This window comes from Microcoleus pseudofavosus SVA1_A4 (assembly GCF_036700565.1).
Lineage (GTDB): Bacteria > Cyanobacteriota > Cyanobacteriia > Cyanobacteriales > Microcoleaceae > Microcoleus.
This window is the reverse complement of record NZ_JAUBPE010000036.1, coordinates 1-22327: the sequence shown is the minus strand read 5'-3', so window position 1 is coordinate 22327 and position 22327 is coordinate 1. Positions and strand designations below refer to the sequence as shown.

Here is a 22327-nt window from a genome sequence, read left to right as displayed (position 1 = left end):
TCTCGATCCCCCTAAATCCCCCTTAATCAGGGGGACTTTAAGAATAATCCGGTTCCCCCTTTTAAAAAGGGGGGTTAGGGGGCTCTTATTGTGGACTCACAAAGAAAACTCCAGACAGAAATCTGCACAATCAAGAATCCAGTTAATTTTTGGTAAAATTCCCCAAATATTGCGTGTAAATGACCGCAGCCACCTAAAATAAACTCTGGAGTTTGTTAAAGGGTGTGCAAATTTGACAGCTTTCCATCACAATTAATGCAACTTTTATGGTGCTAAATATTCTTGCGCTGCCCTTAGCGTTTCAATTTACATCGCCAGGCCCAATTATCTTTCAACTTGGCCCCGTAGCCATTCGCTGGTACGGGCTGTTAATAGCTTCTGCCGTCTTGATTGGGGTCAGCCTGTCCCAATACTTGGCCCAAAAACGCCGCGTCAACCCGGAATTGTTGGGTGATTTGGCAATTTGGCTGGTTCTGGGCGCTATTCCCTGTGCTCGAATTTATTACGTGGCTTTCGAGTGGCCGCAATACGCCCAGAGGCCAGAGGATATTATTGCGATTTGGAAAGGCGGAATTGCCATTCACGGGGCGATTTTGGGGGGGATAATCGCAGCTTTAATTTTTGCGAAAATTCAGCGAGTTTCTTTTTGGCAATTGGCAGATTTAATCGCGCCTTCGGCAATTCTCGGTCAGGCGATCGGACGCTGGGGAAATTTCTTTAACTCGGAAGCTTTTGGCGGTCCTACGGATTTGCCTTGGAAACTCTATATTCCGCCAAACAGCCGCCCGCCCGCCTACGCTGATTTTGAATACTTCCACCCCACATTTCTCTACGAATCCCTGTGGAATTTGACAGTATTTGGGTTGCTTCTGACTTTGTTTTTCCGCGATTTGCAGGGCAAAATTCGCTTAAAAACTGGTGCTTTATTTTTGGTTTATATCGCAGCTTACAGTTCCGGTCGAGTCTGGATTGAAGGGTTGCGGACTGATAGTTTGATGTTCGGGCCGCTGCGGGCTGCACAAATGGTAAGCTTGACTGGGATTGTTTTAGGGTTGGGGGGGTTGGCTTGGCTTTATTTGCTCGATCGACCTTTGCCCGATGTTGTCTCCCCCAATAGCGATCGGGCAAAGATCACTCCAAAATCCCCAGAGGATCAATAAAAAACCCCAGAGAGGTTAGTCTCTAGGGTTCAAAACCAGGGTGCATCTACCATCTCTTACTTCCAACCAAAATAGGTGTGCCCGGAAGACTCAATAAATTTAGGAAATTTTTTAGCAGCAATGAGTTTGACAGAGATTGAAGCCCTAATTCCAGCAGTATACATTGTAGGTGCAGGCCCGGGAGACCCGGATTTGTTGACTGTTAAGGCTCAAAAACTACTGGCTGCGGCCGATGTCATATTATTTGCTGATTCGCTAGTCCCAAAGCAAATTTTGGAGGGGGTGCGCGCGGATGCTGAAGTTATCCAAACTGCGGATAAGACCCTCGAAGAGATTGTACCTTTGATGGTGGAGCGAGTGCGCGACGGAAAAAGCGTCGTCCGCCTCCATTCCGGCGATCCCTGTCTCTACGGGGCTGTCGGCGAACAAATGCAAGCTTTGGCCTCGGAGGGAATTGCTTTTGAGGTAATCCCGGGAATTAGCGCTTTCCAACTTGCCGCAGCTAAACTTAAAATTGAGTTGACAGTTCCCGGAGTTGTGCAGACAATTATTTTGACGCGAATTAGCGGCAGAACCGAAGTACCCGAACGCGAAGAATTGGCGAGTTTAGCGGCTCATCAAGCGAGTTTGTGCCTGTATTTGAGCGCCCGCCATGTCGAACAAGCTCAAGCTAAATTGATGGAACATTACCCATCTGATTTGCCTGTAGCGATTTGTTATCGGTTGGGCTGGCCCGATGAAAAAATTGTGCTAGTTCCCCTTGACAAAATGGCAGTTGCTACCCGCGAAAATAATTTGATCAGAACGACAATGTATGTTATTAGTCCGGCGTTGGGAAAATCAGCAGAAGGGCGATCGCGGTTGTACCATCCAGAGCACGATCGGCTGTTTCGTCAGTAGTCAGTTGGCAGTTGGCAGTTGGCAGTTGCAATGCCCAATGCCCAATTCCCAATTCCCAATTCCCCATTACCAATTACCAATTACCGAAAAACATGAGTGATTTAACTCGCAGACAATTTATCGCCGTCACCGCATTAAGCGCCGGATTTGCCTTAGCAGTTCATCCTATTGCGGCTGCCGTTATCACTACTGATGCTGCTGGTTTAACAGCAGGTGAGGTAAAAATTCCCGTAAAAGACGGCTCAATTCCAGCCTACAGAGCAATGCCTGCTACTGGCAGCAATTTTCCAGTAATTTTAGTAATTCAAGAAATCTTCGGAGTTCACGCCCACATTCAAGATATTTGCCGCCGTTTTGCCAAATTAGGTTATTTAGCGATCGCCCCAGAAATGTTTGCCCGTCAAGGTGATGTTTCTAAAATCACCGACATTCAAGAAATTATTAGTAAAGTTGTCTCGAAAGTTCCTGACGCTCAAGTTATGTCGGATTTAGATGCTACCGTAGAGTGGGCACAAAAGTCAGGAAAAGGCAATATTAATAAGTTGGGAATTACAGGATTTTGCTGGGGTGGCAGAATTGTTTGGCTGTACTCTTCTCACAACCCAAAAGTCAAAGCTGGAGTGGCTTGGTACGGGCGTTTCGTTGGCGCTTCTACGGCTTTAACTCCCAAACAGCCGATCGACCTTGCAGCAACTTTGAAAGTGCCTGTATTGGGGCTTTACGGCGGCAAAGACGAGTCAATTCCCAAGGATACAGTCGAGAAAATGCGGGAAGTTCTCAAAACAGGCAGCAGCGGTTCGGAAATTGTGCTTTATCCAGATGCGCCCCACGGTTTTAACGCCGACTATCGCCCCAGTTACCGGGAAAAAGAAGCTGAGGATGGTTGGAAACGGCTGCAAGATTGGTTTAAGAAGCACGGAGTTGCACAATAGTTTTGAGTTGTTAATTTTGACTTAAAACTGGTGTCAAGTTTGGGATCGAAAAAGGCAATATTAGCGAATAGCCCTTAAGACAGGTGGGTTTGCGATCCCGACATTGGTAAACTGGGCGGTGTAGAATTATCGATCGAACAGGTAAGCCCGTGCTAGACGAACAAGCTAAAAAGACCATCTTGCGGAAAATCCCTCACGGATTGTACATCTGCGGTGTCAAAGACGGGGAGGAAGTCAACGGTTTCACCGCGAGCTGGGTGATGCAATCTTCCTTTACCCCTCCCTTAGTTGTCAACTGCGTCAAGCAAGACTCCAAATCCCACAGCATGATCAAAGCCAGCGGTGTCTTTGCTTTAAGTTTCCTAGAAGCAGGACAGAAAGACTTAGCCCAGAAATTCTTCAAGCAGCAGCGCCGCGTTGGCAATAAATTTGAGGATGTAGAATTTTATCCTGGCGCGGAAACTGGTTGTCCGATTATCTCGGATTCTCTGGGTTACATCGAGTGCAAAGTTGTCGGTGCTGTGGAACACGGGGATCACACGGTTTATGTGGGAGAAGTTTTGGCCGCAGGCGTCCACCGCGAGGGAAATCCGTTGCTGCTAGAAAGCACCGGTTGGAATTACGGCGGTTAGAAAGTTGGCAATTGGCAATTGTCAGTAAAAACTCTTTGTGGAACAGGCATCTTGCCTGTTCTTGAGAATTGTGCCAGATGTCAGATTATAGCGACTTATATCATTTCCGGTTGCATCGGAATCATATATTTGGATGATAGCAGTGCGAGCGTCTCGCTCGCGGCTACAGATCGCGAGCGAGACGCTCGCACTCATAATTCCGATGCTACCGGATTTGATATTATTTATGAGCTGCGAGAGTTAAGCGGTGCATAACTAATAAAAAATCGGCGACAATTCTGTCAGTGTTTTCGGGAGTTAAAATTGGTACGTGGACGAAAATACATTTAGCGGGTATTTGAGAATCGCAAATATGGTTTAAAACCGCATAATATAGGGCTTCGCAAACAAATTTCCCGGCTTCGTGACTGATTTCTGTTGCGGCTAAATCAGCGACTAGCGGTTCGAGATTAACTGCGGTTTTCCGAATGTCGCTATCGCAGCAAGCGCAGGATTCTACGGTTAATTTTTGCCTAGTTTCGGCCATGCCGCAGCAGATAATAGTGTCGGGTTGGAGTTGGTTGATTTGGGCGATCGCCAAATTCGGTGCTAGCTGAAAATCTACTGGCAGTTTCCTCAAAAAAGTCAGGGAATCAGGCAAATATTTTATCTGGGAAATCTTGGCTAATAAGTCGTCCGAAGAGTTGGATTTCTGATGGGGAAGCCAAGTATCAAATGAGGTTAGCAGGATTTTCGCCGTCATATTTGTGCAATAATACTGATATTGATAATATAAGGCAAGTAAGTCAATGTCTGTCATTGCAGTAATAGACTATGGCATGGGCAATCTGCACTCGGTCTGTAAAGGCTTGGAAAATGTGGGTGCAGTGCCAAAAATTACAGATTCTCCTGCTATAATCGAGCAGGCTGATGCGGTGGTTTTGCCGGGAGTTGGTTCGTTTGACCCGGCAATGCAGAATTTACGATCGCGCAATTTGATAGAACCGATAAAAAGTGCGATCGCCTCGGGAAAACCTTTTTTAGGCATTTGTTTGGGTTTGCAAATTCTGTTTGAAAGTTCCGAAGAAGGCGTAGAACCGGGATTGGGCGTTATTGCGGGAAAAGTGCGCCGATTTCGCTCGGAACCGGGTTTGACAATTCCCCACATGGGATGGAATCAATTGCAATTTACTCAGCCGGATTTGCCGCTGTGGGAAAATTTACCGTCCGATCCTTGGGTTTATTTCGTGCATTCTTATTATGTCGATCCGGTGGAGTTGGAAGTGCGATCGGCAATTGTGACTCACGGCAGTCAAAACGTGACGGCGGCTATAGCTAAAGACAATCTGATGGCCGTGCAATTTCACCCCGAAAAGTCTTCGAGTACGGGATTGCAAATGCTGTCAAATTTTGTCAGTCTGGTGAGGGAAAAAGTCGCCGCTTAGGCGATTTGTGCAAAACCCGGTTTGTGATATAAACCGGGTGTTTATAGTTTTAAATAATCCCATTTTTAATAAATAATGCAACTGTAAGTATGCACAAAATTCCTATTTAGTCAGTCATCCCCAATCTAAAATCTAAAATCTAAAATCTAAAATTGTATGAGCCTGAGAATCTGTGGCAACCGCCAAATCAAAACCCTGCCGGGACTCGCAACTCGCCCTACACCTTCGCGAGTCAGAGAAGCTTTATTTAATATTTGGCAAGGGACGATCGCAGATTGCAGGTGGCTTGACATTTGTACCGGCAGCGGTTCGATGGGTGCAGAAGCTTTGTGTCGCAAAGCTGCGAGTGTCACCGGCATCGAACAGTCGGCGAAAGCTTGTGCAATTATCCGCGAAAACTGGGAGCAAGTAGCAGACTCGTCCCAAACATTTCAAATACTGCGGGGAAACGCGACGGCGAAATTGGCGGCACTAGCGGGGCAGCAGTTCGATCGCATTTACTTCGATCCGCCCTACGCCAGCGACTTGTACGAACCTGTGTTAAACGCGATCGCCAGCCAAGAAATGCTAGCACCAAACGGCGAAATCGCGATCGAACACAGCCCGGAGCGATCGACACAACCGATTTCCGGCCTAGAAATTTGTCGCCACAAAGTATACGGCAATACAGCATTAACTTTCTACATTTGCGGTTGCTGACACGCTCAAACAGTTGCAGTAGCGTCATATCAAATCCGGTGGCATCGGAATTAATATTACCCAGAGTCAGGACACAGCACAGCCGTGTCCCTACAATTAATCGGGAGATAGTTACATCAAAGGAAGAGCGCGGGGAACTATTTTGGGGTAGGGAAACGGCATTGCCGTGTCCTCCGCTGCTAAAAATTTCCCCTTGGGTACAATACAAATTTTTCCCAGGAAGTTAAGCTTTGTGCGTAGGTTGTCAGAGGAAGTTTCCCTAGCAATCGACGAAATAAATGGAGTTTACGCTGAAAATAAAGACTTTCAGTTGTAACATAAACTGCAAAGTGTGAGTGTGAATATTCCTAAAGGAGTGAATATGGTTCAGACACCTTCGCGCCATCGTGGCAGCGAGTTTCCGGCTGCTAACTCGGTACAGCCAGCCAAACGCGATACGATTCTGGTGGGAGATAGCCTCTCCCTACCAAATACAAAACTCTTCGGCACAGACGGCATTCGCGGGAAAGTTGGAGAATTGCTGAATGCACCCCTAGCCCTGCAAGTTGGCTTCTGGGCTGGACAAGTTCTACGCCAAAATTCCCCCAACCAGGGCCCTGTTATTTTGGGGCAAGACAGCAGGAATTCCAGCGATATGCTGGCAATGGCACTGTCAGCGGGTTTGACGGCCGCCGGTTTGGAAGTTTGGAATTTGGGCTTGTGTCCCACTCCCTGCGTTGCTTATCTGGCAAGCATTTCGGAGTCTGTCGGCGGAGTGATGATTTCGGCCAGCCACAATCCCCCAGAAGACAACGGCATTAAGTTTTTCGGCTCAAACGGCTCGAAGCTGTCGCAGCAGTTGCAGGAACAAATCGAAGCGGGAATCCGGGGGGCTAAGGTTCCGGTTGCTAGCTTGGGTTGGGGACACCACTACCATCGCTCTGAGTTGGTTAAAGATTATGCCACTTCCCTCTGTGATTCGCTGCAACAGATGAATTTGGAGGGAATGCGGATAGTTTTGGATTTGGCTTGGGGGGCTGCCGCGGGTTTGGCGCCGGCGGTGTTCGCGCAAATGGGGGCGGATGTGATCTGTTTGCACGATTCTCCTGATGGATCTCGCATTAATGTTAACTGCGGTTCTACTCATCTCGACAGTTTGCAAGCGGCTGTTTTGGAACACAATGCCGATTTGGGATTTGCTTTTGACGGTGATGCCGATCGAGTTTTGGGTGTTGACAACCAAGGTCGATCGATTGACGGCGATTACATTCTTTATCTGTGGGGCCGGCAGTTGCGCGACTCCCAACAGTTACCGTCCAATTTAATTATTTCTACTGTAATGGCTAACCTCGGCTTCGAGCGAGCTTGGGAAGAATTGGGAGGCAAACTAACTAGAACGAACGTGGGAGATCAGTACGTTCATGCTGAAATGCAGCGCACCGGTGCGATGTTGGGCGGCGAACAGTCGGGACACATTCTTTGTCCGCATTACGGTATCAGTGGCGATGGTTTGCTGACAGCTTTGCATATGGCTTCGCTGGTGCGCCAGTCCGGGGAATCTTTAGCACAATTGGTAAGCGGCAGTTTCCAAACTTATCCGCAGTTGCTGCGAAATATTCGGGTGGACGATCGCGAAAAACGTCTAAAATGGCACGAGTGCGAGGCCATGCAAAATGCGATCGAACGTGCTACAACTGCAATGGGAGAACAGGGACGGGTTTTGGTTCGCGCTTCCGGTACTGAACCGCTAATGCGAGTTATGGTGGAAGCTGCTAGCGCCGAATTGGCTAATTTATGGACAGAAAATTTAGTTTTAGCCGTTCAGCAACACATAGCTATCTGATGGAAATGGGGACTTGCTAAAAGTTGTGAATTTTGAGTGTTGAGTTTTGAGTTGAAATCCTTTAATTCAAAATTCAGAAATCAAAATTTATAACTATTAATTTCGAGTTTTAATCAACTTCTCCAAAAATAAAGTTAAGGGCAGGCATCCTGCCTGCCCTTAACTTTATTTTCACTCAATTGTGTGATGATGATGATGATTTCTGTTGTGATACCCACCTACAACCGCGAGCAACCACTGCGAGAGACATTGGCTGACGCGATCCGGCAAAATTACCCGAATTTTGAAGTGCTGGTAATCGATCAAACTTGCACCCACGAATCGGAAACTCAAGTTTATTTAGAGGAATTGGCAAATGCGGGAAAAATTCGGTGGTTTCGGGTAGATTGGGCGAGTTTACCTGGTGCTCGAAATTATGCGGTGCGGCGCGCAGTTGGAGAGATTATTTTATTTATTGATGATGATGTACAATTGCCAGATGGTTTTTTGACGGCTCACGCTGGCAACTATTTAGAAAAACCAGATGTGGGATGTGTGGCGGGCAGGGTTTTTGACAGAATGAAATTGGATTTTTCTGGAGGCGATTTGGCGATCGAATATTTGCCCTCAGAAGCGATGGATGCAGGCATTGCCTGGTATTTTATCGATTTGGTGCATACAGTCAAACCGCAGCAGGTGCTCTCGGCTAGAGGCTGCAATATGTCGTTTCGCAGGCAGGTTTTTGCCGAGTGGGGTTTGACATTTGATGAGCGGTTTGCAGGGAGTGCGGTGCGGGAGGAGTCGGATTTTTGTTTGAGATTGCGATCGACTGGCATGAAAATTTGGTACGATCCAAATGCGTGTTTAGTTCACTTTGGGGAAGAGAGCGGCGGATGTCACGATGTCAGCACGCGATCGATCGAATATCAAATCACATTTTATCACAACCATTTCCTCATGGGATTGAAAAATTTAACAGCCTTTGAATGCCTGCGATTTTTCGCCAAACTCTTTGACTGCCACGTTTTGGGAAATCCGCCTTGCTATAAAAGCCGATCGCCCATTAAAATCCTAACTAGATTTGCTTTTTATATCCTGGGTTTTCTCAGTGCGCTCATGACACTCATCAAATCGCTCTGGAATGACGGACAAATTTACACCAATCAAGACAACATTAACCCTAAATAATGCCCAATGCCCCATGCCCAATGCCCCATTCCCCATTCCCTATAAATGAGAATTCTCGTGGCTAGTCACACCTATATTGTGGACATTAATCGGGAAAAATTCAAGATATTAGCCAACCTAGAACCCGATATTGAAGTAACAGTTGTAGTGCCGCAGCGTTGGAAACCCGGAGGCGTACAAAATAAAATTATAGAAACGCAATTCTCTCAAGAAGGTTCATTTAAAGTAGTCCCAGTCTCCAACTTTAGTCAAAACAATCAAGGATTGCTAACTTTTGGTATAGATTTAATTGAACTTTTGCATAAAATAAAGCCCCAGATAATTCAAGTTGAACAAGGTTCAAAATCTATCGCTTGCGCTCAGTTAATATTACTAAATAAACTCCTAAAATTGCAAGCAAAAAATATATTATTTACTTGGTGGAATCTGCCTTATAAATTGAAGTGGCCTGTTTCAATCTTAGAAAATTACAATCTTCAGCACACCGACGGAATTATTGCAGGCAACCTAGATGGAGCTAAAATTTTGCGGCAGCGGGGCTATCAAGGTGCGGTGAAAGTAATGCCACAACTCGGAGTAGATGAAACTTTGTTTCGCCGCAGCGGTAAAGACGCTGATTTATCGCGCAGGTTCGGCATTGAACCGACCGATTTTGTGGTAGGATTTGTAGGGCGATTTGTCGAAGAAAAAGGATTGTTGACTTTAGCTGAAGCCTTGGCAGGGTTGAAAAAAAGCTCTTGGAAGTGGCTGTTAGTAGGGCAAGGAAAATTGCGGACGTACCTCGCCGAAAAATGTATTGAATGGGGAATCAGCGACAGAATAATCTGGGTAGAAAGCGTTTCGCACGAGGAAATCCCCCCCTACATTAACTTAATGAACTGTTTGGTATTGCCCTCGCAAACCAGCTATAAATTCAAAACTTTGACCGCTGTGGGCTGGAAAGAACAATTCGGTCACGTTTTAATCGAAGCGATGGCTTGTCACATTCCGGTTATTGGTTCCGACTGCGGGGAAATTCCCCATGTCATCGGCGATGCGGGGTTAGTATTCCCCGAGGGAAATGCTGGGGTTTTGCGAGAGTGTTTGCAGCAATTGATGGAGGGGCAGGAGTTGGCGGCAGATTTGGGCGATCGGGGTTATCAGAGAGCGATGAGCAATTATACCAATAAAGCTTTAGCTGAGCAGTTGTTGGAATTTTACAAAGAATTGTTGTAATTTTTAGTAGTAGAATGCAAGTGTTAAATAAAAGCTGTGGTAAATGTCTATTCCTTCCGACATACGACCTTTGGTAGACGAACTCTACCAGGTACTACATGATACCGAACGCCAAGCAACGCAGGGACTTTTTGCACTTACAAGAGCAATGTCTCTTTTTCCCCAGAATGAAATACTGATGCAATACTTTTCTTCCATCACCAATTTTCAATTCAACGTAGCAGGTACTCGCTTACAAGCAGAGCACATTGTGGGCAATGTATTGATGGCTGGTGTGCCCGATGAAGATGTTCAAAAAGCAGGAGATTATTTAGCAGCCTTGCTACAGATGGCTCCACAATCTAAAATTATGATAGACAAAGTAGTTGAGAGATTAGAAGCATTGCCATGAAACAATTACCAGATGAAAGCCAACTCCTGGAAATCCTTGAAATTGTGAAAGCGGCGGAAGCCAAAGCCAGTGAGATGTATGAATTTTCCAAGAAAATATGTCACAATACCCAAATTACAGCAACAAAGAGAGAGGAAGCTGAACAGCTAGACGGGCAGCCTTTTCCAGATAATTAAATTTGTAATGGGAGATGTTGATATGTGGATTTAAATAACTATCCCTGATGCGGATTCTCCAAATTATCCCCTCAATTTCCCTAGTCTACGGCGGGCCGAGTCAAATGGTACTCGGACTTTCTGGGGCCCTGGCTTCCCGAGGTGTTGATGTCACAATTATCACCACAGATTCTAACGGAGATATCGGTCAAATTCCCTTAGATGTCCCCTTAAATCAACCAATAAAACAAAACGGCTATCAGATTATTTATTTCCGCTGTTATCCCTGGCGCAGATATAAATTTTCATTCTCGTTATTGCAGTGGTTAAATGAAAATGCGCGACAATTTGACCTGGCTCACCTTCACGCTCTTTTCTCACCAGTAACTACCCTTGCGGCTACAATTGCTAGATATCACAAGTTGCCATATATTATGCGTCCCTGCGGTATGCTTGACCCCGCCGACTTGCAGAAAAAAAAGCGCTTGAAACAGATTTATGCCTCGCTTTTAGAACGCCCTAATTTAGCAGGGGCAGCCGCAATTCATTTCACAAGTAAAGAAGAGGCTAAAATCTCAGAAAGATTTGGTTTGGGCAGCACAGCCAAGATGCCTGTGCCACAAGATTTGGTAATTCCATTGGGGGTGACAGCAGGTTTGTTTCCTAAGAGATTGCGAGAATCTCAAGTGCCCATCATCTTATTTATGTCGCGAATTGAACCTAAAAAAGGGCTTGATTTGCTAATTCCAGCATTAGAAAGTATTTTAGGATCTGGGATAGAGTTTCACTTTATTTTAGCTGGTTCAAATCCCCAAGATGCTGATTATGAAACACAAATTAAAGTACAAATTCATAATTCCAGCTTAGGAAAATACACAACAATAACTGGCTTTGTGAGCGGTGATTTAAAAGCTGAACTATTGACAAAGGCAGACTTATTTGTATTGCCTTCTTATTACGAAAACTTTGGCATTGCTGTAGCGGAAGCGATGGCCGCCGGTGTACCTGTCGCTATTTCCGATCGCATACATATTGCGGAAGACATACAGCAAGCAGAAGCTGGTTGGGTGGGGCCTTTGGAAGTAGGGGCGATCGCCAATTCAATCAAATCAGCACTTCTGAACCCACAGGAATGCCAACGGCGGGGATTGAACGGCCAAGAGTATGCCAAAAAGCATTATAACTGGGAAGCGATCGCCCAACAAACCATTGATGCTTACCAGCAGATTTTGTCATCTATTAACTAATGCGACGGAGGTTTACCTTTTACTTCTTTTCCTGCTGCGAGTTCTTGTGCTGCTGCTATCAGAATTTGCAGGCGATATTTTTTCATCGCTACTACTTTAGCTGCAATACTTGTCAACAAAACTCTGCAATCCTGCCTGATATCCTGCTCCTACCGCCTGAAATCTCCACTCTCCATTCTTTTTATACAAACGACCAAATTCTACAGCCGTCTCTCCCGAAAAATTCTCTTTTAATTCATACCGAACAAGTTCGCTTCCTGTATCCAAATTGGAAATTTTGATAAAAGCATTTTTGATATTGCTAAAATTTGCCTTGATTTTATCTGCTTCGTGAATAGTCACAACAAAAGTTATTTCCTCAATTTCAGGATTAACTCTTTCTAAGATAACCCCGTAAATCGTCTTATTCTCTTGGCCTGGGTTGTTTTTTTCAGGAATCGATTGCAGTAACGAACTGTCATACGATTGCAGATTATTGTAAAAGATAAAATATTTATCGTTAGGTATTTTGCCGTCAGCACCTAGCATAAACGCAGAGACATCAATCTCGTAGCTTTCTCCTGCCTCTGTCACCTGCCAACCGAGGGCGATCGCCATTTTTTTTAAACCAGGCGCTTCTTTAGAGATATTAAATCTCTCACCCTTACTTAATTGCATTACCATCTGCTTATTTGTTAAACATAAAACTTTATAGTCTTCATGTTAATATTAAGTGGCACAATAACTTTTCTTATTTAATAAAACTTAATATATTGCTTCTTATAGCGGGCTTGATTAAAAATATGTGCTGCCTGTATCCGAATTTATTGAGATTTACTTACATAAAATTAAGTAAGTAAAAACCGGGCTTTATACAAAACCCGGTTTCTACAATTGAACTTAATTTGACTCTACTTTTGAGCATTTTCAGAACTAGGTGGCAGCGTCACGAAATTCCCAAAAGCTCCAACCGTTTGATAGCTTTTTTTGCCTAATTCAGTTGTGTAAATACTGACCACACCTAAATTTTGACGCTGCGTTGTATTGTCGAGCAAGCTTTCGATCGTGTCCCGCTGCGAAGTCAGCAAATTCTTGCAACTGCCGATCAAAGTATCTGCAACGCCGCTCAAAGCTTTCGGCACGCGAGAATCTTTGCACACAGTGCTTTCCAACTCGGTTTGCAGTACGCCGGAAGCATAAGTTAGGTATTTGTCTCTCCCAGGATTTGTAAATCCCATACCGGCGGCTAGAAGAGTCAGGGCGATCGCAACTTTTCCCACATTGCCGAAAAAATTAGAGGTTGACTTGTTAGCATTCATTGGTTTATCAATAATCATTTTTTTTAGCCCGGTTGAGTTATAAGCTTCTCTTGATTTAAACTACACTTCGTCGGAAACAGATTTCAGAAAGGAGAGGACAGTTTTTAGATTGGAGGCGAGTTGCGAGTAAGTCTCTGTCTTCCCCACCTTCCTTTTACCTTCCTCCCTGCCGCAAATCCGCTAAATTTCCCAAATAATACCAATTCTGAAAAGTAGGGACACGGCAATGCTGTGTCCGGCGCGGGGAGTAGGACACGGCATTGCCGTCTCCCTACGGTTCTGGTTACTAAACTCTTCCTAGTGAGGAGAAACTGACATTTCACTGCGATTTGCGCCGATCGATCTCCCGCTGCAACTCTTCAATCTGACGGCGCAAAGCCTCCGTCTCGCTGTTAGGCGTTTGGGACTTCACATCAACCGCACCCTCAGCTACAGCCCGCTTGTAGTTCCCCAGCTTAATTTGGCGGTATTCCTCGGAACTTGCCCAGTCTCGCAAATACCGCAGGCGTTCCACCGGGAAAGGGTGACTCAGCATCACGCCCTGGCCGCCGTTGTAAAGTAAAAACTTATACACTTGGTTGAGATTGTCTCGATCGAGCTCTTGATAGTTGTCAGACTGGCGGATAAATTCTTGCAAACTGCATTGGTCAGCATATTTACTGCTAACTCCCGCAAGTTGCATCATCGTCTTCATCACGCTATTCAAGTCATCCGTTACCAACAAAGCCGCCCGGTCTGCTGACAATTCAGCCTTGCGGCGCCACTCGTAAAAAGCGAAAATTAAACCGCTACCGACCATATTTCCCAGCCCGAAAGTCATCTCGCCAATTGTCGATGCAACGCTCATCGCCCACATCGCCATTTGATTTAAAGTTGGATGACCACATTTAATGTGTCCCAACTCGTGAGCCAATACTACCCGCAGTTCTGGCTCGTCCAACAAGTCCAAAAGACCAGTATTTAATACTACATAAGGCTGATTTTTTCCCAGGGCATAGCTGTTAACTGAGGGGTTTTGAGAAACAAACAAACCCGGTTCTGGAAAAACATCTAAAGCCTGCACGCACTCCCGAAATATATGATAAATGCTGGCATATTGGCGCGGCCCGACTTGAATGCTATTTCCCATTAGGTAAACGAATTGCGGTCGTTCGTAGACAAATTCTACAAATTTGCTGGCAATTAAGTCAAATCCAGGTACGCTGCGCAGCGCTTCCTCAGCTTGGCGATCGAGGGGATGCTGAAAAGCTTCGCTAGAAATTCCAGTATAAGTAGGCATAGTTGTTGCAAAAGTTACATTTAAGATATCAGTAATGCCATCGCTGCTGGTGCTAGCGGGCGCCTGACTTATAATATTATCGCGACAAATATTGAACTGTTGTGGAACAGGCCGGAAGCTTGTTCAAATTAGCGTTAAAATTGTGATTCTGGTACAGGCGCGATCGACAAACATCTTTCGCTGTGTCTGTTTATCGCCTCACCCAAAAATTGGAACGTGCAAAAATGGCTATCCTGCGACTCGAAAACGGTACAACCTACACTCAACAAAGCGACATTACCCGAGAACTCGCTTCCTTAAACATTCAACTCAACCGCTGGCCCGTGGGTGACAGCGCTGAAATTCAAAATTTGTTAGCTAAAGATGCTCTTGACGACAATCAAAAAGAGCAAGTGCTGCAAGCCCTCGACGGCTACTTTCAACAGCTAAACCAAAGTGCAGGCTATCAGGATCGCGACTTAATCGTACTGCACCCAGACATTCCCAACCTCGACACCATGCTGTCCAAATTCAACAAGTGCCACATCCACGCCGAGGATGAAGTCCGCTATATCGTAGCAGGCGAGGGCATTTTCGGCTTCGTGCGGCCCGACGGCAGCCAAGTCGAACTCACAGTGCAGCCGGAAGAATTTATCAACGTGCCGGCGAATACAGAACACTGGTTTTATTTGACAGCAGCGCGGAAAATTAAAGCGGTGCGCTATTTTACCACCACGGTCGGCTGGACGCCGGAGTACACAGATACGGAAATTCGATCGCGTTTAGCTGCTGTTTGAACAGAGTTGACGGTTGACGGTTGACGGTTGACAGTTGACAGTTGACAGTTGACGGCAATCTTCAAACCATCTAAAAATCCTCAAATCCCGCATCAAATTTTGTGGTTTGAAGAGCGCAAAATACTCAAAGCAACCGCCTCCGCCACCTTAATCCCATCAATCCCAGCCGACAGGATTCCACCCGCATATCCTGCACCTTCCCCAGCAGGATAAAGACCTTCTGTATTTAAACTTTGATAATCTTCCTTGCGTTTAATCCGAATCGGTGAAGAAGTGCGCGTTTCCACCCCAGTCAAAACAGCATCATCCATTGCAAATCCTTTAATCTGTTTGTCAAAAGCCGGAAGTGCTTCGCGGATAGCTGCGATCGCATAATCCGGCAAACTTTCGCTCAAATCAGTCATCACAACTCCCGGCGTATAAGACGGCTGCACAGCGCCTAGCGCCGTGGAAGGGCGATTTGCCAAAAAATCACCCACAAGCTGCCCAGGGGCGTTGTAAGTGCCACCACCTAACTCAAATGCCCGTTCTTCTAGGCGACGCTGAAACTCAATTCCTGCTAAGGGATGACCGGGATAATCCTCCGGCGTGATACCCACCACAATCCCGCTGTTAGCGTTGCGTTCATTTCGAGAATATTGACTCATCCCATTAGTGACAAGTCGCCCCGGTTCTGACGCAGCCGCCACTACCAATCCACCGGGACACATACAGAAACTATATACAGAACGATTGTTTTGGCAGTGGTGAACCAGTTTGTAATCGGCGGCGCCCAAAAGCTTGTGGCCGGCCCGATCGCCAAAACGACAGCGATCGATGATAGTTTGGGGATGTTCGACCCGAAAACCAATAGAAAAAGGTTTTGCTTCGATGTAAACCCCGCGCGAAAACAACATTTCAAAAGTATCGCGGGCGCTGTGTCCCACCGCCAGAACTATATAATTACTAGCAATATATTCTCCACTGGCGAGGGTAAGTCCCTGCACTTTTCCATTTTCGATGTGAATATCTTCCACACGACTTTGAAACCGAATTTCTCCGCCTAATGATTCAATTTGAGCGCGAATACTTTGGACAATTCCCACCAGTTTGAACGTGCCAATATGCGGTTTATTAATATATAAAATTTCCGGTGAAGCTCCCGCATTCACAAGTTCCGTCAGCACCTTCCGCCCATAATGCTGAGGATCTTTAACTTGGCTGTAGAGTTTGCCATCGGAAAAAGTACCCGCACCACCTTCGCCAAACTGAGCGTTAGATTCTGGGTTAAATTCTGCTTTTTTCTTCCAAAATCCAAAGGTGTCAACCGTGCGATCGCGCACTGCTTTTCCGCGTTCTAAAAGGATAGGGCGAAACCCCATTTGTGCTAGCATCAGCCCTGCAAACATCCCGCAAGGCCCTGTACCTATCACAATGGGGCGAATCGTCAAATTTCTGGGTGCTTCGGCTACAAAGCGATAACTCGTGTCTGGTGTTACCATCACATGAGGATCTTTTTTGAAGCGTTGGAGAAGTTGCTTTTCCTGTGTCGTCTCTACATCCACAATATAGACAAGGAGGATTTCTGCTTTTTTACGAGCATCGTAGCTGCGCTTGAAGATGGAATAGCCGAGCAATTCTTCGGGGGGAATTTGCAACTTTTTGAGAAGGGCGCTGGCGATCGCATCTTGAGGATGATCTAGGGGGAGTTTGATTTCAGTTATTCTTAACATATAGCAGAGAGAAGTTCGGCAACAGATTGGGTAACGGATTTAACTGAGATGTTGCACCATTCTCAACAACAGGCAAGATGCCTGTTCCACACAAACTCAATTTTATTCAACAACAGGCAAGATGCCTGTTCCACACAAACTCAATTTTATTCAACAACAGGCAAGATGCCTGTTCCACACAAACTCAATTTTATTCAACAACAGGCAAGATGCCTGTTCCACACAAACTCAATTTTATTGTGGAACGGGCAAGATGCCTGTTCCACACAAACTCAATTTTATTCAACAACAGGCAAGATGCCTGTTCCACACAAACTCAATTTTATTGTGGAACGGGCCGAAGAGCCCGTTTCTAAACAGATTTAAATTTTAGATTGAAAAAGCGTTATAATCAACAAAAAATTAAGTTTTGTAAAGACCCTTGACTGCAACATTCATACCCAAAAACAGCCGAACCTGGCACGCTCTCAACCCCCTGTGGCAAGGAGCAGAAGACGCAGTACAGAAGGGTTTACCCCACACCAAGCTAGCACCGGCGTGGCAAATACTGCTCCTGGGCGACGGTTCCCCCACCCGTCACCTGCAACTGCTGACAGGGGAACCCACAGAAGTAGATGTGATCGATATGTCCTTAGTGGGTGAAGACGCAGATGGCGCACCAGAGCAAATTGTCGCCGTTCCCGGGCCGCGCCTGCGCCGCCAAGTGTGGCTGCGGACTGCTTCTGGACAGCGCCTGGCCTATGCAACTTCTTGGTGGGAAGCGAGCCATGTAGATGAATATTTGCAAAATAAATCTTTGCCAATTTGGGCCAATTTAGCGCGGCTGCGGACGGAATTGTATCGGGACGTGCAAGGCATTTATTTGGGTAATTCGGCTGCTTTGGAGTCAGCTTTTGAACAGTCGGGACCTTTTTGGGGGCGACACTATTTGTTTTGGCATCGCGGTAAGCCACTGACGCTGATTTATGAGGTGTTTTCGCCTTATTTAACTAAGTATTTGGGGCCGATGCATTGACACTCCCCGGCCTGAAGGCACGGGGATTCTTAAGACATTTCGATCTTAATATCCCTATTGCTAGGGTTCCCAAACTCACCACATTTGCTTTTTGAGCGTGGTAATATCTTTTGGGCGTTTAGGCACATTGCACCAGGTTTCGCAGAGTCCCCACGTACCATTTCCAAAGCTCTATCTCTAATTGTTTTTGCAGCACCGATATCGGCGTGTTCGTGATAGCCACATTTAACACAGATGAACTTTTCTCCATCTCTGTTTGACTTGTCAATGTGTCCACAATTTCTGCATTTTTGGCTGGAGTGTTTAGGATTGACTTTAATTACGACTTTTCCTTGCTTTGCAGCTAGATACTCAATCTTTAAGCTCAATTCTCCCCAACCTGCATCAGAGATAGAACGATTCAAACCTTTCTTTCTAGATTGTCCATTCTTGAGATATCTTCCCGTTTTATCATCAATTTTTACTCGACAACGACGCATCATCCCGCAAATATTCAAGTCTTCTAAAGCAATTGCGTCAATATTTCGAGACACTATTTTCTGAGCAGTTTTCCATTGATACGCTTGACGCTTATCGCTGATTTTTTGATGTAACAGCCCTACTTTTTTAGCTACTTTATTGCGATTTTTGCTGCCTTTGACTTTGCGGTTAACTCTTCTTTGTCTAATTTTGAGGGTGCGTTTAGCTTTTTTTGTGCTTGAGAATTTGGGGTTTTCTATCTGACATCCATCGGATAGATGAACTAGCTTGGTAATTCCTAAGTCACATCCAATTACTTTGACAACATCATTGAGAGGTTTCGTAATGTAATCAGGAACCGACTTGTTCTCGATCCTGATGGAAATGTACCAACCATTTTGACGCTTCCTGACAGCACAAGCCTTGATAGTAAAACCATCAGGGATTGAACGCGAATTATAAAATCGCATCCAACCTAATTTAGGCAAGTAGATTTTGTTACCTTGTATCTTTACTCCCATTACAAAAGTAAAAGAGGTAAAGTTACTACGGTTTTTAAATTTAGGGAAACCTCTACCTTCAAAGAAGTTTTTGTAGGCAGTATCTAAACGTTTAACGTTCTGCTGTAGAACTGTTGAGTCTATTCCACTATACCAAGGTCTAGCTGTTTTTAAATCTGGCAAAGCTGTAATTTGAATGTCGCCAGCAGTGCGACGAGGGTTCTTGGCCTTACCTTCAAAATCGGTTTTTGAGTTTTTCCAAGGATTTCCTGTTGCACCATTTTTACTGACATAGCAGGTTAATGGGGAAACTTCGCTTTGAGTTCTAATATCGCAGTAATTTCCTTGAATGAACTGTTGGTTATACTGGGTGATTCTGTCGTTGAGACACCAATTATAGTGACTTCGCAACATATCTACCCAGTTTGACATTTTTGAGTCTTGTGTTTGATTAGGACGCAGCTTGTAAACGTAGTTTGTTAGCAAGATTGAGTCACATTTTATTGCTTGTAAACTGGTTTTATTCTAAACTAAAAACCTACTTGATTCAAAAATTGTCGCAATCCTTAATATTTCAATGATTTAAAGCTTTACCGACTTACTTGAATTAAAGCCGTCCTAAAAGGACGGGGTTTTAAACCCAATTTTCTGATAAACCCGTAGGGATAGGTTCATGGATTGACAGCGCCCTTCCTTGTCCATCCCGCCCCGTCGGAGTCAGCGAGGTTGTCTGCTGAGCAATGTCACGATCGCCTTGAGTAATTCATTTGGTTCGATAGGTTTTGCTAAATGACGTTGAAACCCAGCAGCGAGAGCTTGTTTCTGATTAAAGTCTCCAGCATACGCAGTCAGCGCGATCGCCGGAACTTGCCCACCCTGTTCTGGTGGCAAAGCTCTCACTTGCCGGATTAACATATAGCCATTTATATCTGGCATCCCAATATCGCTCAGGATGATATCCGGCTGGGATTGCGTTAACGCTGCAAAGGCTTTGTCTGCTGAGCTTGCTGAAATAACGCTTGCCTGGGCCTGCTGCAACAGAAACACCACAAATTCGCGTGAATCGATATCATCATCAACCACCAAAACTCGAACGCCTTGCAAATTGAGAGATGGCTGGGAGAATTGCTCCGCCTGATTTTTGGCTGGACTAATCGGCATCAGCGGCAACCTAACGGTAAAAGTGGCTCCTAGTCCTTCACCGGGGCTATCTGCCTCAACTGTGCCGCCATGTAATTCAACGAGATGACGCACGATCGCCAATCCTAATCCCAAGCCACCAAACTGGCGTGTCGTACTACTATCAGCTTGACGGAAGTAGTCAAAGACGTAGGGCAAAAACTCTGAAGGAATTCCCTTACCGTTGTCGCGGACGGTGATTTGAGCTTGATTGTCCGCTTGTGCTAATCGCACCTCAACCCGACCACCTGCGGGGGTAAACTTAACAGCATTAGAAAGCAGATTCCATACGACTTGCTGCAAGCGGGTGGCATCGCCTGAAACAGAGCTGATGTTCGGATCGAGGCTGACCTCTACCCCAATGGATTTGGCTTCTGCTGCCAAGTGCACAGTCTCGATCGCGGCTCTAATCGTTGATGCCAAGTTGACTGAAGTAACACTGAGACTGAGTTTGCCTTGCAAAATCCGGGAGACATCAAGCAAATCTTCAATCAGCTTAGATTGTAGCTTGGCATTGCGCTCGATCGTTGATAGTCCTAGTGCCGTCTTTGATGCGTCTAGCTTGCCGTTTTGGAGCAACCTTGACCAGCCCAAAATTGGATTGAGGGGCGATCGCAACTCATGCGACAGCACCGCCAAAAACTCATCTTTAATGCGGTTGGCATTTTCGGCGGCTTCCCGTGCCATCTGTTCGCGTTGCAGGAGTTGTTCGCGTTCAGCTTCGATGCGCTGGCGATCGGTGACGTTTCTGAAGTAGACAGTGATTCCGTCGGCGGCAGGATAGGCTTGGACTTCGTACCAGCGGTTGTGGTCAGGATAGAACGAGATAAACGAAGAAGCAACCCGCTCGCTGGCGGCTTGGCGATAGGCTCGCTCGAATTCCATGCCGACGGTGCCTGGATATTCTTCCCAGATCGTCTTTCCCAGCAGATCGCCCGGAGTGCGATCGAGCAAGCGTTCTCCCTGCCGATTCACGTAGGTGAACCGCCAATCTCGGTCGAGCGCGAAGAATCCGTCGGTAATACTCTCCAAGATATTGCGGCTCTGCTCCTCGCTTGCCTGCAAAGCTTTCTGGGCTGCGATGCGCTCGGTTTCGATGCGCTTGCGATCGCTGATATCTTTAAAGACGATCGCAACTTTTCGCTCCTCTGGCTGCCCGGTGCGGCAGGCATAAACGTCGAACCAACGATTCATTACCTCGGAACCACTCTCAAAACGAACGGATTCACCTGTCAGTACGACTTGGCCGTAAATCTTCATCCAGTGATCTTCAATATCGGGAAGTAACTGACGCGCCGTTTTACCGACTGCTTCTCGAAGTCCCGTTTGTGCCTCGAAGACGGGATTGATTTCCAAAAAGCGGTAGTCGATCGCTGTGTCATTTGCATCAAACAGCACTTCGATGACGCAAAAGCCTTCATCGATCGATTCAAACAGCGTTCGATAGCGTTCCTCCGATCGGCGTAAAGCAGACTCGCCTTGTTTGCGATCGTCAATGTCAATCACCGAGCCAATGTAGCCTTTAAATTGACCCTCTGGCCCAAACCAGGGATTCGCCATATCGATCGCCCAAATATACTCACCGTCAGAGCGGCGCAAGCGATACTCCACTCGGAACGCCTTTTGGCGCTCATTCGCTGCTAGGAACGTTTGCTCTGCATACTCGCGATCGTCTGGATGGGTCATGTTCAACCAGCCAAATCCCAAACCCGTTTCTGGGGTTTGTCCTGTAAATTCGTACCAGCTTTGGCTGAGATAGTGGCAGTAGCCCGTAGGATCTGTCACCCAGACCATAAAGGGAGCATGGTCTGCCATGTTGCGGAATTTCTCTTCACTGTCTCGCAGTGCCGCTTCTGTCTGTTTGCGATCGGTAATATCTCGCGTCACGCCTGCTACCGCTTCTACTGCGCCGTTGGCGTTGAAAAGGGGGACGAAAATGTATTCATAGGTGCGCGTGCCCAATGCGCTGGTGTACAGCATTTCATCCTTGAGCGGTTGGCGCGTCTCTATGACTTGCTGAATCCGATCTTGAAGTCTGGTCGCTAAATCCGTTGGGTAATCCAGCTCAACAAAGTTTTTTCCCAAAGCTTGGGCCGAAGTTTTTTGCCAGAGATTGAGCAACGCTGGATTGATGTAGGTGAAGCGTCCCGATAAATCGAAGGTGTAAATAAAATCTAGGACAGAAGATGCGATCGTGTCGAACTTTCGCAGTTGTCGTTCGAGTTCGCCGGACTGTTGCCGCAAAGCCTCTTCTGCTTGTTTGCGATCGCTAATGTCCCGAAACTACCTAGGGCTTGCTGAATCAGTGAGAAAAGTAAACAGTGTATGGGTTTTCCGACCAAAAAAGTAGTAAGGGTGCAAGAAA

22 protein-coding genes are annotated in these 22327 nt (G+C 46.0%); 15 read left to right on the top strand and 7 right to left on the bottom strand.

Features of this window, described 5'->3' with window-relative positions:
• The first annotated feature begins 266 nt into the window (after positions 1 to 266).
• From lgt to QUA02_RS16945, 4 genes are all read left to right on the top strand, one after another.
• Positions 267 to 1160 carry a prolipoprotein diacylglyceryl transferase gene (lgt, locus tag QUA02_RS16960; RefSeq protein WP_333029350.1) on the top strand — a complete coding sequence of 298 codons (894 nt, stop codon included), beginning with the start codon at positions 267 to 269 and terminating at the stop codon, positions 1158 to 1160.
• 120 nt (positions 1161 to 1280) lie between these two features.
• Positions 1281 to 2060 (top strand): precorrin-4 C(11)-methyltransferase, encoded by a 780-nt coding sequence (gene cobM / locus QUA02_RS16955; RefSeq protein ID WP_333029349.1) that lies wholly within the window; start codon positions 1281 to 1283, stop codon positions 2058 to 2060.
• Positions 2061 to 2152: 92 nt separating this feature from the next.
• Positions 2153 to 2992 (top strand): dienelactone hydrolase family protein, encoded by an 840-nt coding sequence (locus tag QUA02_RS16950; RefSeq protein WP_333029348.1) that lies wholly within the window; start codon positions 2153 to 2155, stop codon positions 2990 to 2992.
• A gap of 149 nt (positions 2993 to 3141) precedes the next feature.
• Positions 3142 to 3624, top strand: a complete 483-nt coding sequence (locus tag QUA02_RS16945) for a flavin reductase (protein ID WP_172190125.1) — start codon at positions 3142 to 3144, stop codon at positions 3622 to 3624.
• Positions 3625 to 3844: 220 nt separating this feature from the next.
• Here QUA02_RS16945 and QUA02_RS16940 read toward each other — a convergent pair whose 3' ends face one another.
• Positions 3845 to 4423 (bottom strand): pyroglutamyl-peptidase I family protein, encoded by a 579-nt coding sequence (locus tag QUA02_RS16940; RefSeq protein WP_445305181.1) that lies wholly within the window; start codon positions 4421 to 4423, stop codon positions 3845 to 3847.
• On the opposite strand from QUA02_RS16940, the gene hisH reads away from it, so the two are divergent.
• The 8 genes from hisH to hpsP all read left to right on the top strand — a co-directional run bounded on the left by hisH (position 4413) and on the right by hpsP (position 11744).
• A complete protein-coding gene (gene hisH, locus QUA02_RS16935; RefSeq protein ID WP_333029347.1) occupies positions 4413 to 5048 on the top strand; it encodes an imidazole glycerol phosphate synthase subunit HisH in 636 nt (211 codons plus the stop codon). The genes QUA02_RS16940 and hisH overlap by 11 nt on opposite strands.
• Before the next feature lie 156 nt (positions 5049 to 5204).
• Positions 5205 to 5747: a 16S rRNA (guanine(966)-N(2))-methyltransferase RsmD gene (gene rsmD, locus QUA02_RS16930; RefSeq protein ID WP_333029346.1), complete on the top strand. Its 543-nt coding sequence runs from the start codon at positions 5205 to 5207 to the stop codon at positions 5745 to 5747.
• A 361-nt stretch (positions 5748 to 6108) separates the two neighbouring features.
• A complete protein-coding gene (glmM, locus tag QUA02_RS16925; protein ID WP_333029345.1) occupies positions 6109 to 7569 on the top strand; it encodes a phosphoglucosamine mutase in 1461 nt (486 codons plus the stop codon).
• 192 nt (positions 7570 to 7761) lie between these two features.
• Positions 7762 to 8736 (top strand): hormogonium polysaccharide biosynthesis glycosyltransferase HpsN, encoded by a 975-nt coding sequence (hpsN, locus tag QUA02_RS16920; protein ID WP_333029396.1) that lies wholly within the window; start codon positions 7762 to 7764, stop codon positions 8734 to 8736.
• 45 nt (positions 8737 to 8781) lie between these two features.
• Entirely contained in the window at positions 8782 to 9951 is a 1170-nt protein-coding gene (hpsO, locus tag QUA02_RS16915; protein WP_333029344.1) for a hormogonium polysaccharide biosynthesis glycosyltransferase HpsO, read from the top strand.
• A gap of 43 nt (positions 9952 to 9994) precedes the next feature.
• Positions 9995 to 10342: a hypothetical protein gene (locus tag QUA02_RS16910; RefSeq protein WP_333029343.1), complete on the top strand. Its 348-nt coding sequence runs from the start codon at positions 9995 to 9997 to the stop codon at positions 10340 to 10342.
• Positions 10339 to 10518 (top strand): hypothetical protein, encoded by a 180-nt coding sequence (locus QUA02_RS16905; protein WP_333029342.1) that lies wholly within the window; start codon positions 10339 to 10341, stop codon positions 10516 to 10518. Before QUA02_RS16910 ends, QUA02_RS16905 begins: the two co-directional genes overlap by 4 nt.
• A gap of 47 nt (positions 10519 to 10565) precedes the next feature.
• The gene (gene hpsP, locus QUA02_RS16900) at positions 10566 to 11744 is read left to right on the top strand and encodes a hormogonium polysaccharide biosynthesis glycosyltransferase HpsP (RefSeq protein ID WP_333029341.1); all 1179 of its coding nucleotides are present in this window, start codon (positions 10566 to 10568) and stop codon (positions 11742 to 11744) included.
• Positions 11745 to 11840: 96 nt separating this feature from the next.
• Here the strand turns inward: hpsP and QUA02_RS16895 are convergent, their stop codons facing one another.
• The 3 genes from QUA02_RS16895 to QUA02_RS16885 form a co-directional block, all read right to left on the bottom strand.
• Entirely contained in the window at positions 11841 to 12407 is a 567-nt protein-coding gene (locus tag QUA02_RS16895) for a TerD family protein (RefSeq protein WP_333029340.1), read from the bottom strand.
• A 227-nt stretch (positions 12408 to 12634) separates the two neighbouring features.
• Positions 12635 to 13060: a DUF4359 domain-containing protein gene (locus tag QUA02_RS16890; protein WP_333029339.1), complete on the bottom strand. Its 426-nt coding sequence runs from the start codon at positions 13058 to 13060 to the stop codon at positions 12635 to 12637.
• Positions 13061 to 13361: 301 nt separating this feature from the next.
• A complete protein-coding gene (locus tag QUA02_RS16885; RefSeq protein WP_333029338.1) occupies positions 13362 to 14321 on the bottom strand; it encodes a M48 family metallopeptidase in 960 nt (319 codons plus the stop codon).
• 224 nt (positions 14322 to 14545) lie between these two features.
• Here QUA02_RS16885 and QUA02_RS16880 point away from each other — a divergent pair, with 224 nt between their 5' ends.
• Complete coding sequence (locus QUA02_RS16880; protein WP_333029337.1) at positions 14546 to 15097, top strand: 1,2-dihydroxy-3-keto-5-methylthiopentene dioxygenase; 552 nt, start codon at positions 14546 to 14548, stop codon at positions 15095 to 15097.
• Between the two features lie 92 nt (positions 15098 to 15189).
• On the opposite strand, the gene QUA02_RS16875 is transcribed toward QUA02_RS16880, so the two are convergent.
• Complete coding sequence (locus tag QUA02_RS16875; protein WP_333029336.1) at positions 15190 to 16809, bottom strand: NAD(P)/FAD-dependent oxidoreductase; 1620 nt, start codon at positions 16807 to 16809, stop codon at positions 15190 to 15192.
• Positions 16810 to 16857: 48 nt separating this feature from the next.
• Here QUA02_RS16875 and QUA02_RS16870 point away from each other — a divergent pair, with 48 nt between their 5' ends.
• Positions 16858 to 17175, top strand: a complete 318-nt coding sequence (locus tag QUA02_RS16870) for a hypothetical protein (RefSeq protein WP_333029335.1) — start codon at positions 16858 to 16860, stop codon at positions 17173 to 17175.
• A gap of 55 nt (positions 17176 to 17230) precedes the next feature.
• Positions 17231 to 17824, top strand: a complete 594-nt coding sequence (locus QUA02_RS16865; RefSeq protein ID WP_333029334.1) for a chorismate lyase — start codon at positions 17231 to 17233, stop codon at positions 17822 to 17824.
• A 29-nt stretch (positions 17825 to 17853) separates the two neighbouring features.
• On the opposite strand, the gene QUA02_RS16860 is transcribed toward QUA02_RS16865, so the two are convergent.
• Together QUA02_RS16860 and QUA02_RS16855 are read right to left on the bottom strand one after the other, a co-directional pair.
• Positions 17854 to 19269 (bottom strand): RNA-guided endonuclease InsQ/TnpB family protein, encoded by a 1416-nt coding sequence (locus QUA02_RS16860; protein WP_333029333.1) that lies wholly within the window; start codon positions 19267 to 19269, stop codon positions 17854 to 17856.
• A gap of 231 nt (positions 19270 to 19500) precedes the next feature.
• The gene (locus tag QUA02_RS16855) at positions 19501 to 22206 is read right to left on the bottom strand and encodes a PAS domain-containing hybrid sensor histidine kinase/response regulator (RefSeq protein ID WP_333029332.1); all 2706 of its coding nucleotides are present in this window, start codon (positions 22204 to 22206) and stop codon (positions 19501 to 19503) included.
• Positions 22207 to 22327: the final 121 nt, after the last annotated feature.

Bases quoted from the DNA above. Each gene is read 5' to 3' on its own strand.
- QUA02_RS16890 (WP_333029339.1), bottom strand. From the start codon at position 13,060: ATGATTATTGATAAACCAATGAATGCTAACAAGTCAACCTCTAATTTT.
- QUA02_RS16910 (WP_333029343.1), top strand. From the start codon at position 9,995: ATGTCTATTCCTTCCGACATACGACCTTTGGTAGACGAACTCTACCAG.
- hpsP (WP_333029341.1), top strand. From the start codon at position 10,566: ATGCGGATTCTCCAAATTATCCCCTCAATTTCCCTAGTCTACGGCGGG.
- QUA02_RS16880 (WP_333029337.1), top strand. From the start codon at position 14,546: ATGGCTATCCTGCGACTCGAAAACGGTACAACCTACACTCAACAAAGC.
- cobM (WP_333029349.1), top strand. From the start codon at position 1,281: ATGAGTTTGACAGAGATTGAAGCCCTAATTCCAGCAGTATACATTGTA.
- rsmD (WP_333029346.1), top strand. From the start codon at position 5,205: ATGAGCCTGAGAATCTGTGGCAACCGCCAAATCAAAACCCTGCCGGGA.
- QUA02_RS16875 (WP_333029336.1), bottom strand. From the start codon at position 16,809: ATGTTAAGAATAACTGAAATCAAACTCCCCCTAGATCATCCTCAAGAT.
- hisH (WP_333029347.1), top strand. From the start codon at position 4,413: ATGTCTGTCATTGCAGTAATAGACTATGGCATGGGCAATCTGCACTCG.
- QUA02_RS16905 (WP_333029342.1), top strand. From the start codon at position 10,339: ATGAAACAATTACCAGATGAAAGCCAACTCCTGGAAATCCTTGAAATT.
- QUA02_RS16940 (WP_445305181.1), bottom strand. From the start codon at position 4,423: ATGACAGACATTGACTTACTTGCCTTATATTATCAATATCAGTATTAT.
- QUA02_RS16950 (WP_333029348.1), top strand. From the start codon at position 2,153: ATGAGTGATTTAACTCGCAGACAATTTATCGCCGTCACCGCATTAAGC.
- hpsO (WP_333029344.1), top strand. From the start codon at position 8,782: ATGAGAATTCTCGTGGCTAGTCACACCTATATTGTGGACATTAATCGG.
- QUA02_RS16895 (WP_333029340.1), bottom strand. From the start codon at position 12,407: ATGGTAATGCAATTAAGTAAGGGTGAGAGATTTAATATCTCTAAAGAA.
- QUA02_RS16870 (WP_333029335.1), top strand. From the start codon at position 16,858: ATGTTGCACCATTCTCAACAACAGGCAAGATGCCTGTTCCACACAAAC.
- lgt (WP_333029350.1), top strand. From the start codon at position 267: ATGGTGCTAAATATTCTTGCGCTGCCCTTAGCGTTTCAATTTACATCG.
- hpsN (WP_333029396.1), top strand. From the start codon at position 7,762: ATGATGATTTCTGTTGTGATACCCACCTACAACCGCGAGCAACCACTG.
- QUA02_RS16885 (WP_333029338.1), bottom strand. From the start codon at position 14,321: ATGCCTACTTATACTGGAATTTCTAGCGAAGCTTTTCAGCATCCCCTC.
- glmM (WP_333029345.1), top strand. From the start codon at position 6,109: ATGGTTCAGACACCTTCGCGCCATCGTGGCAGCGAGTTTCCGGCTGCT.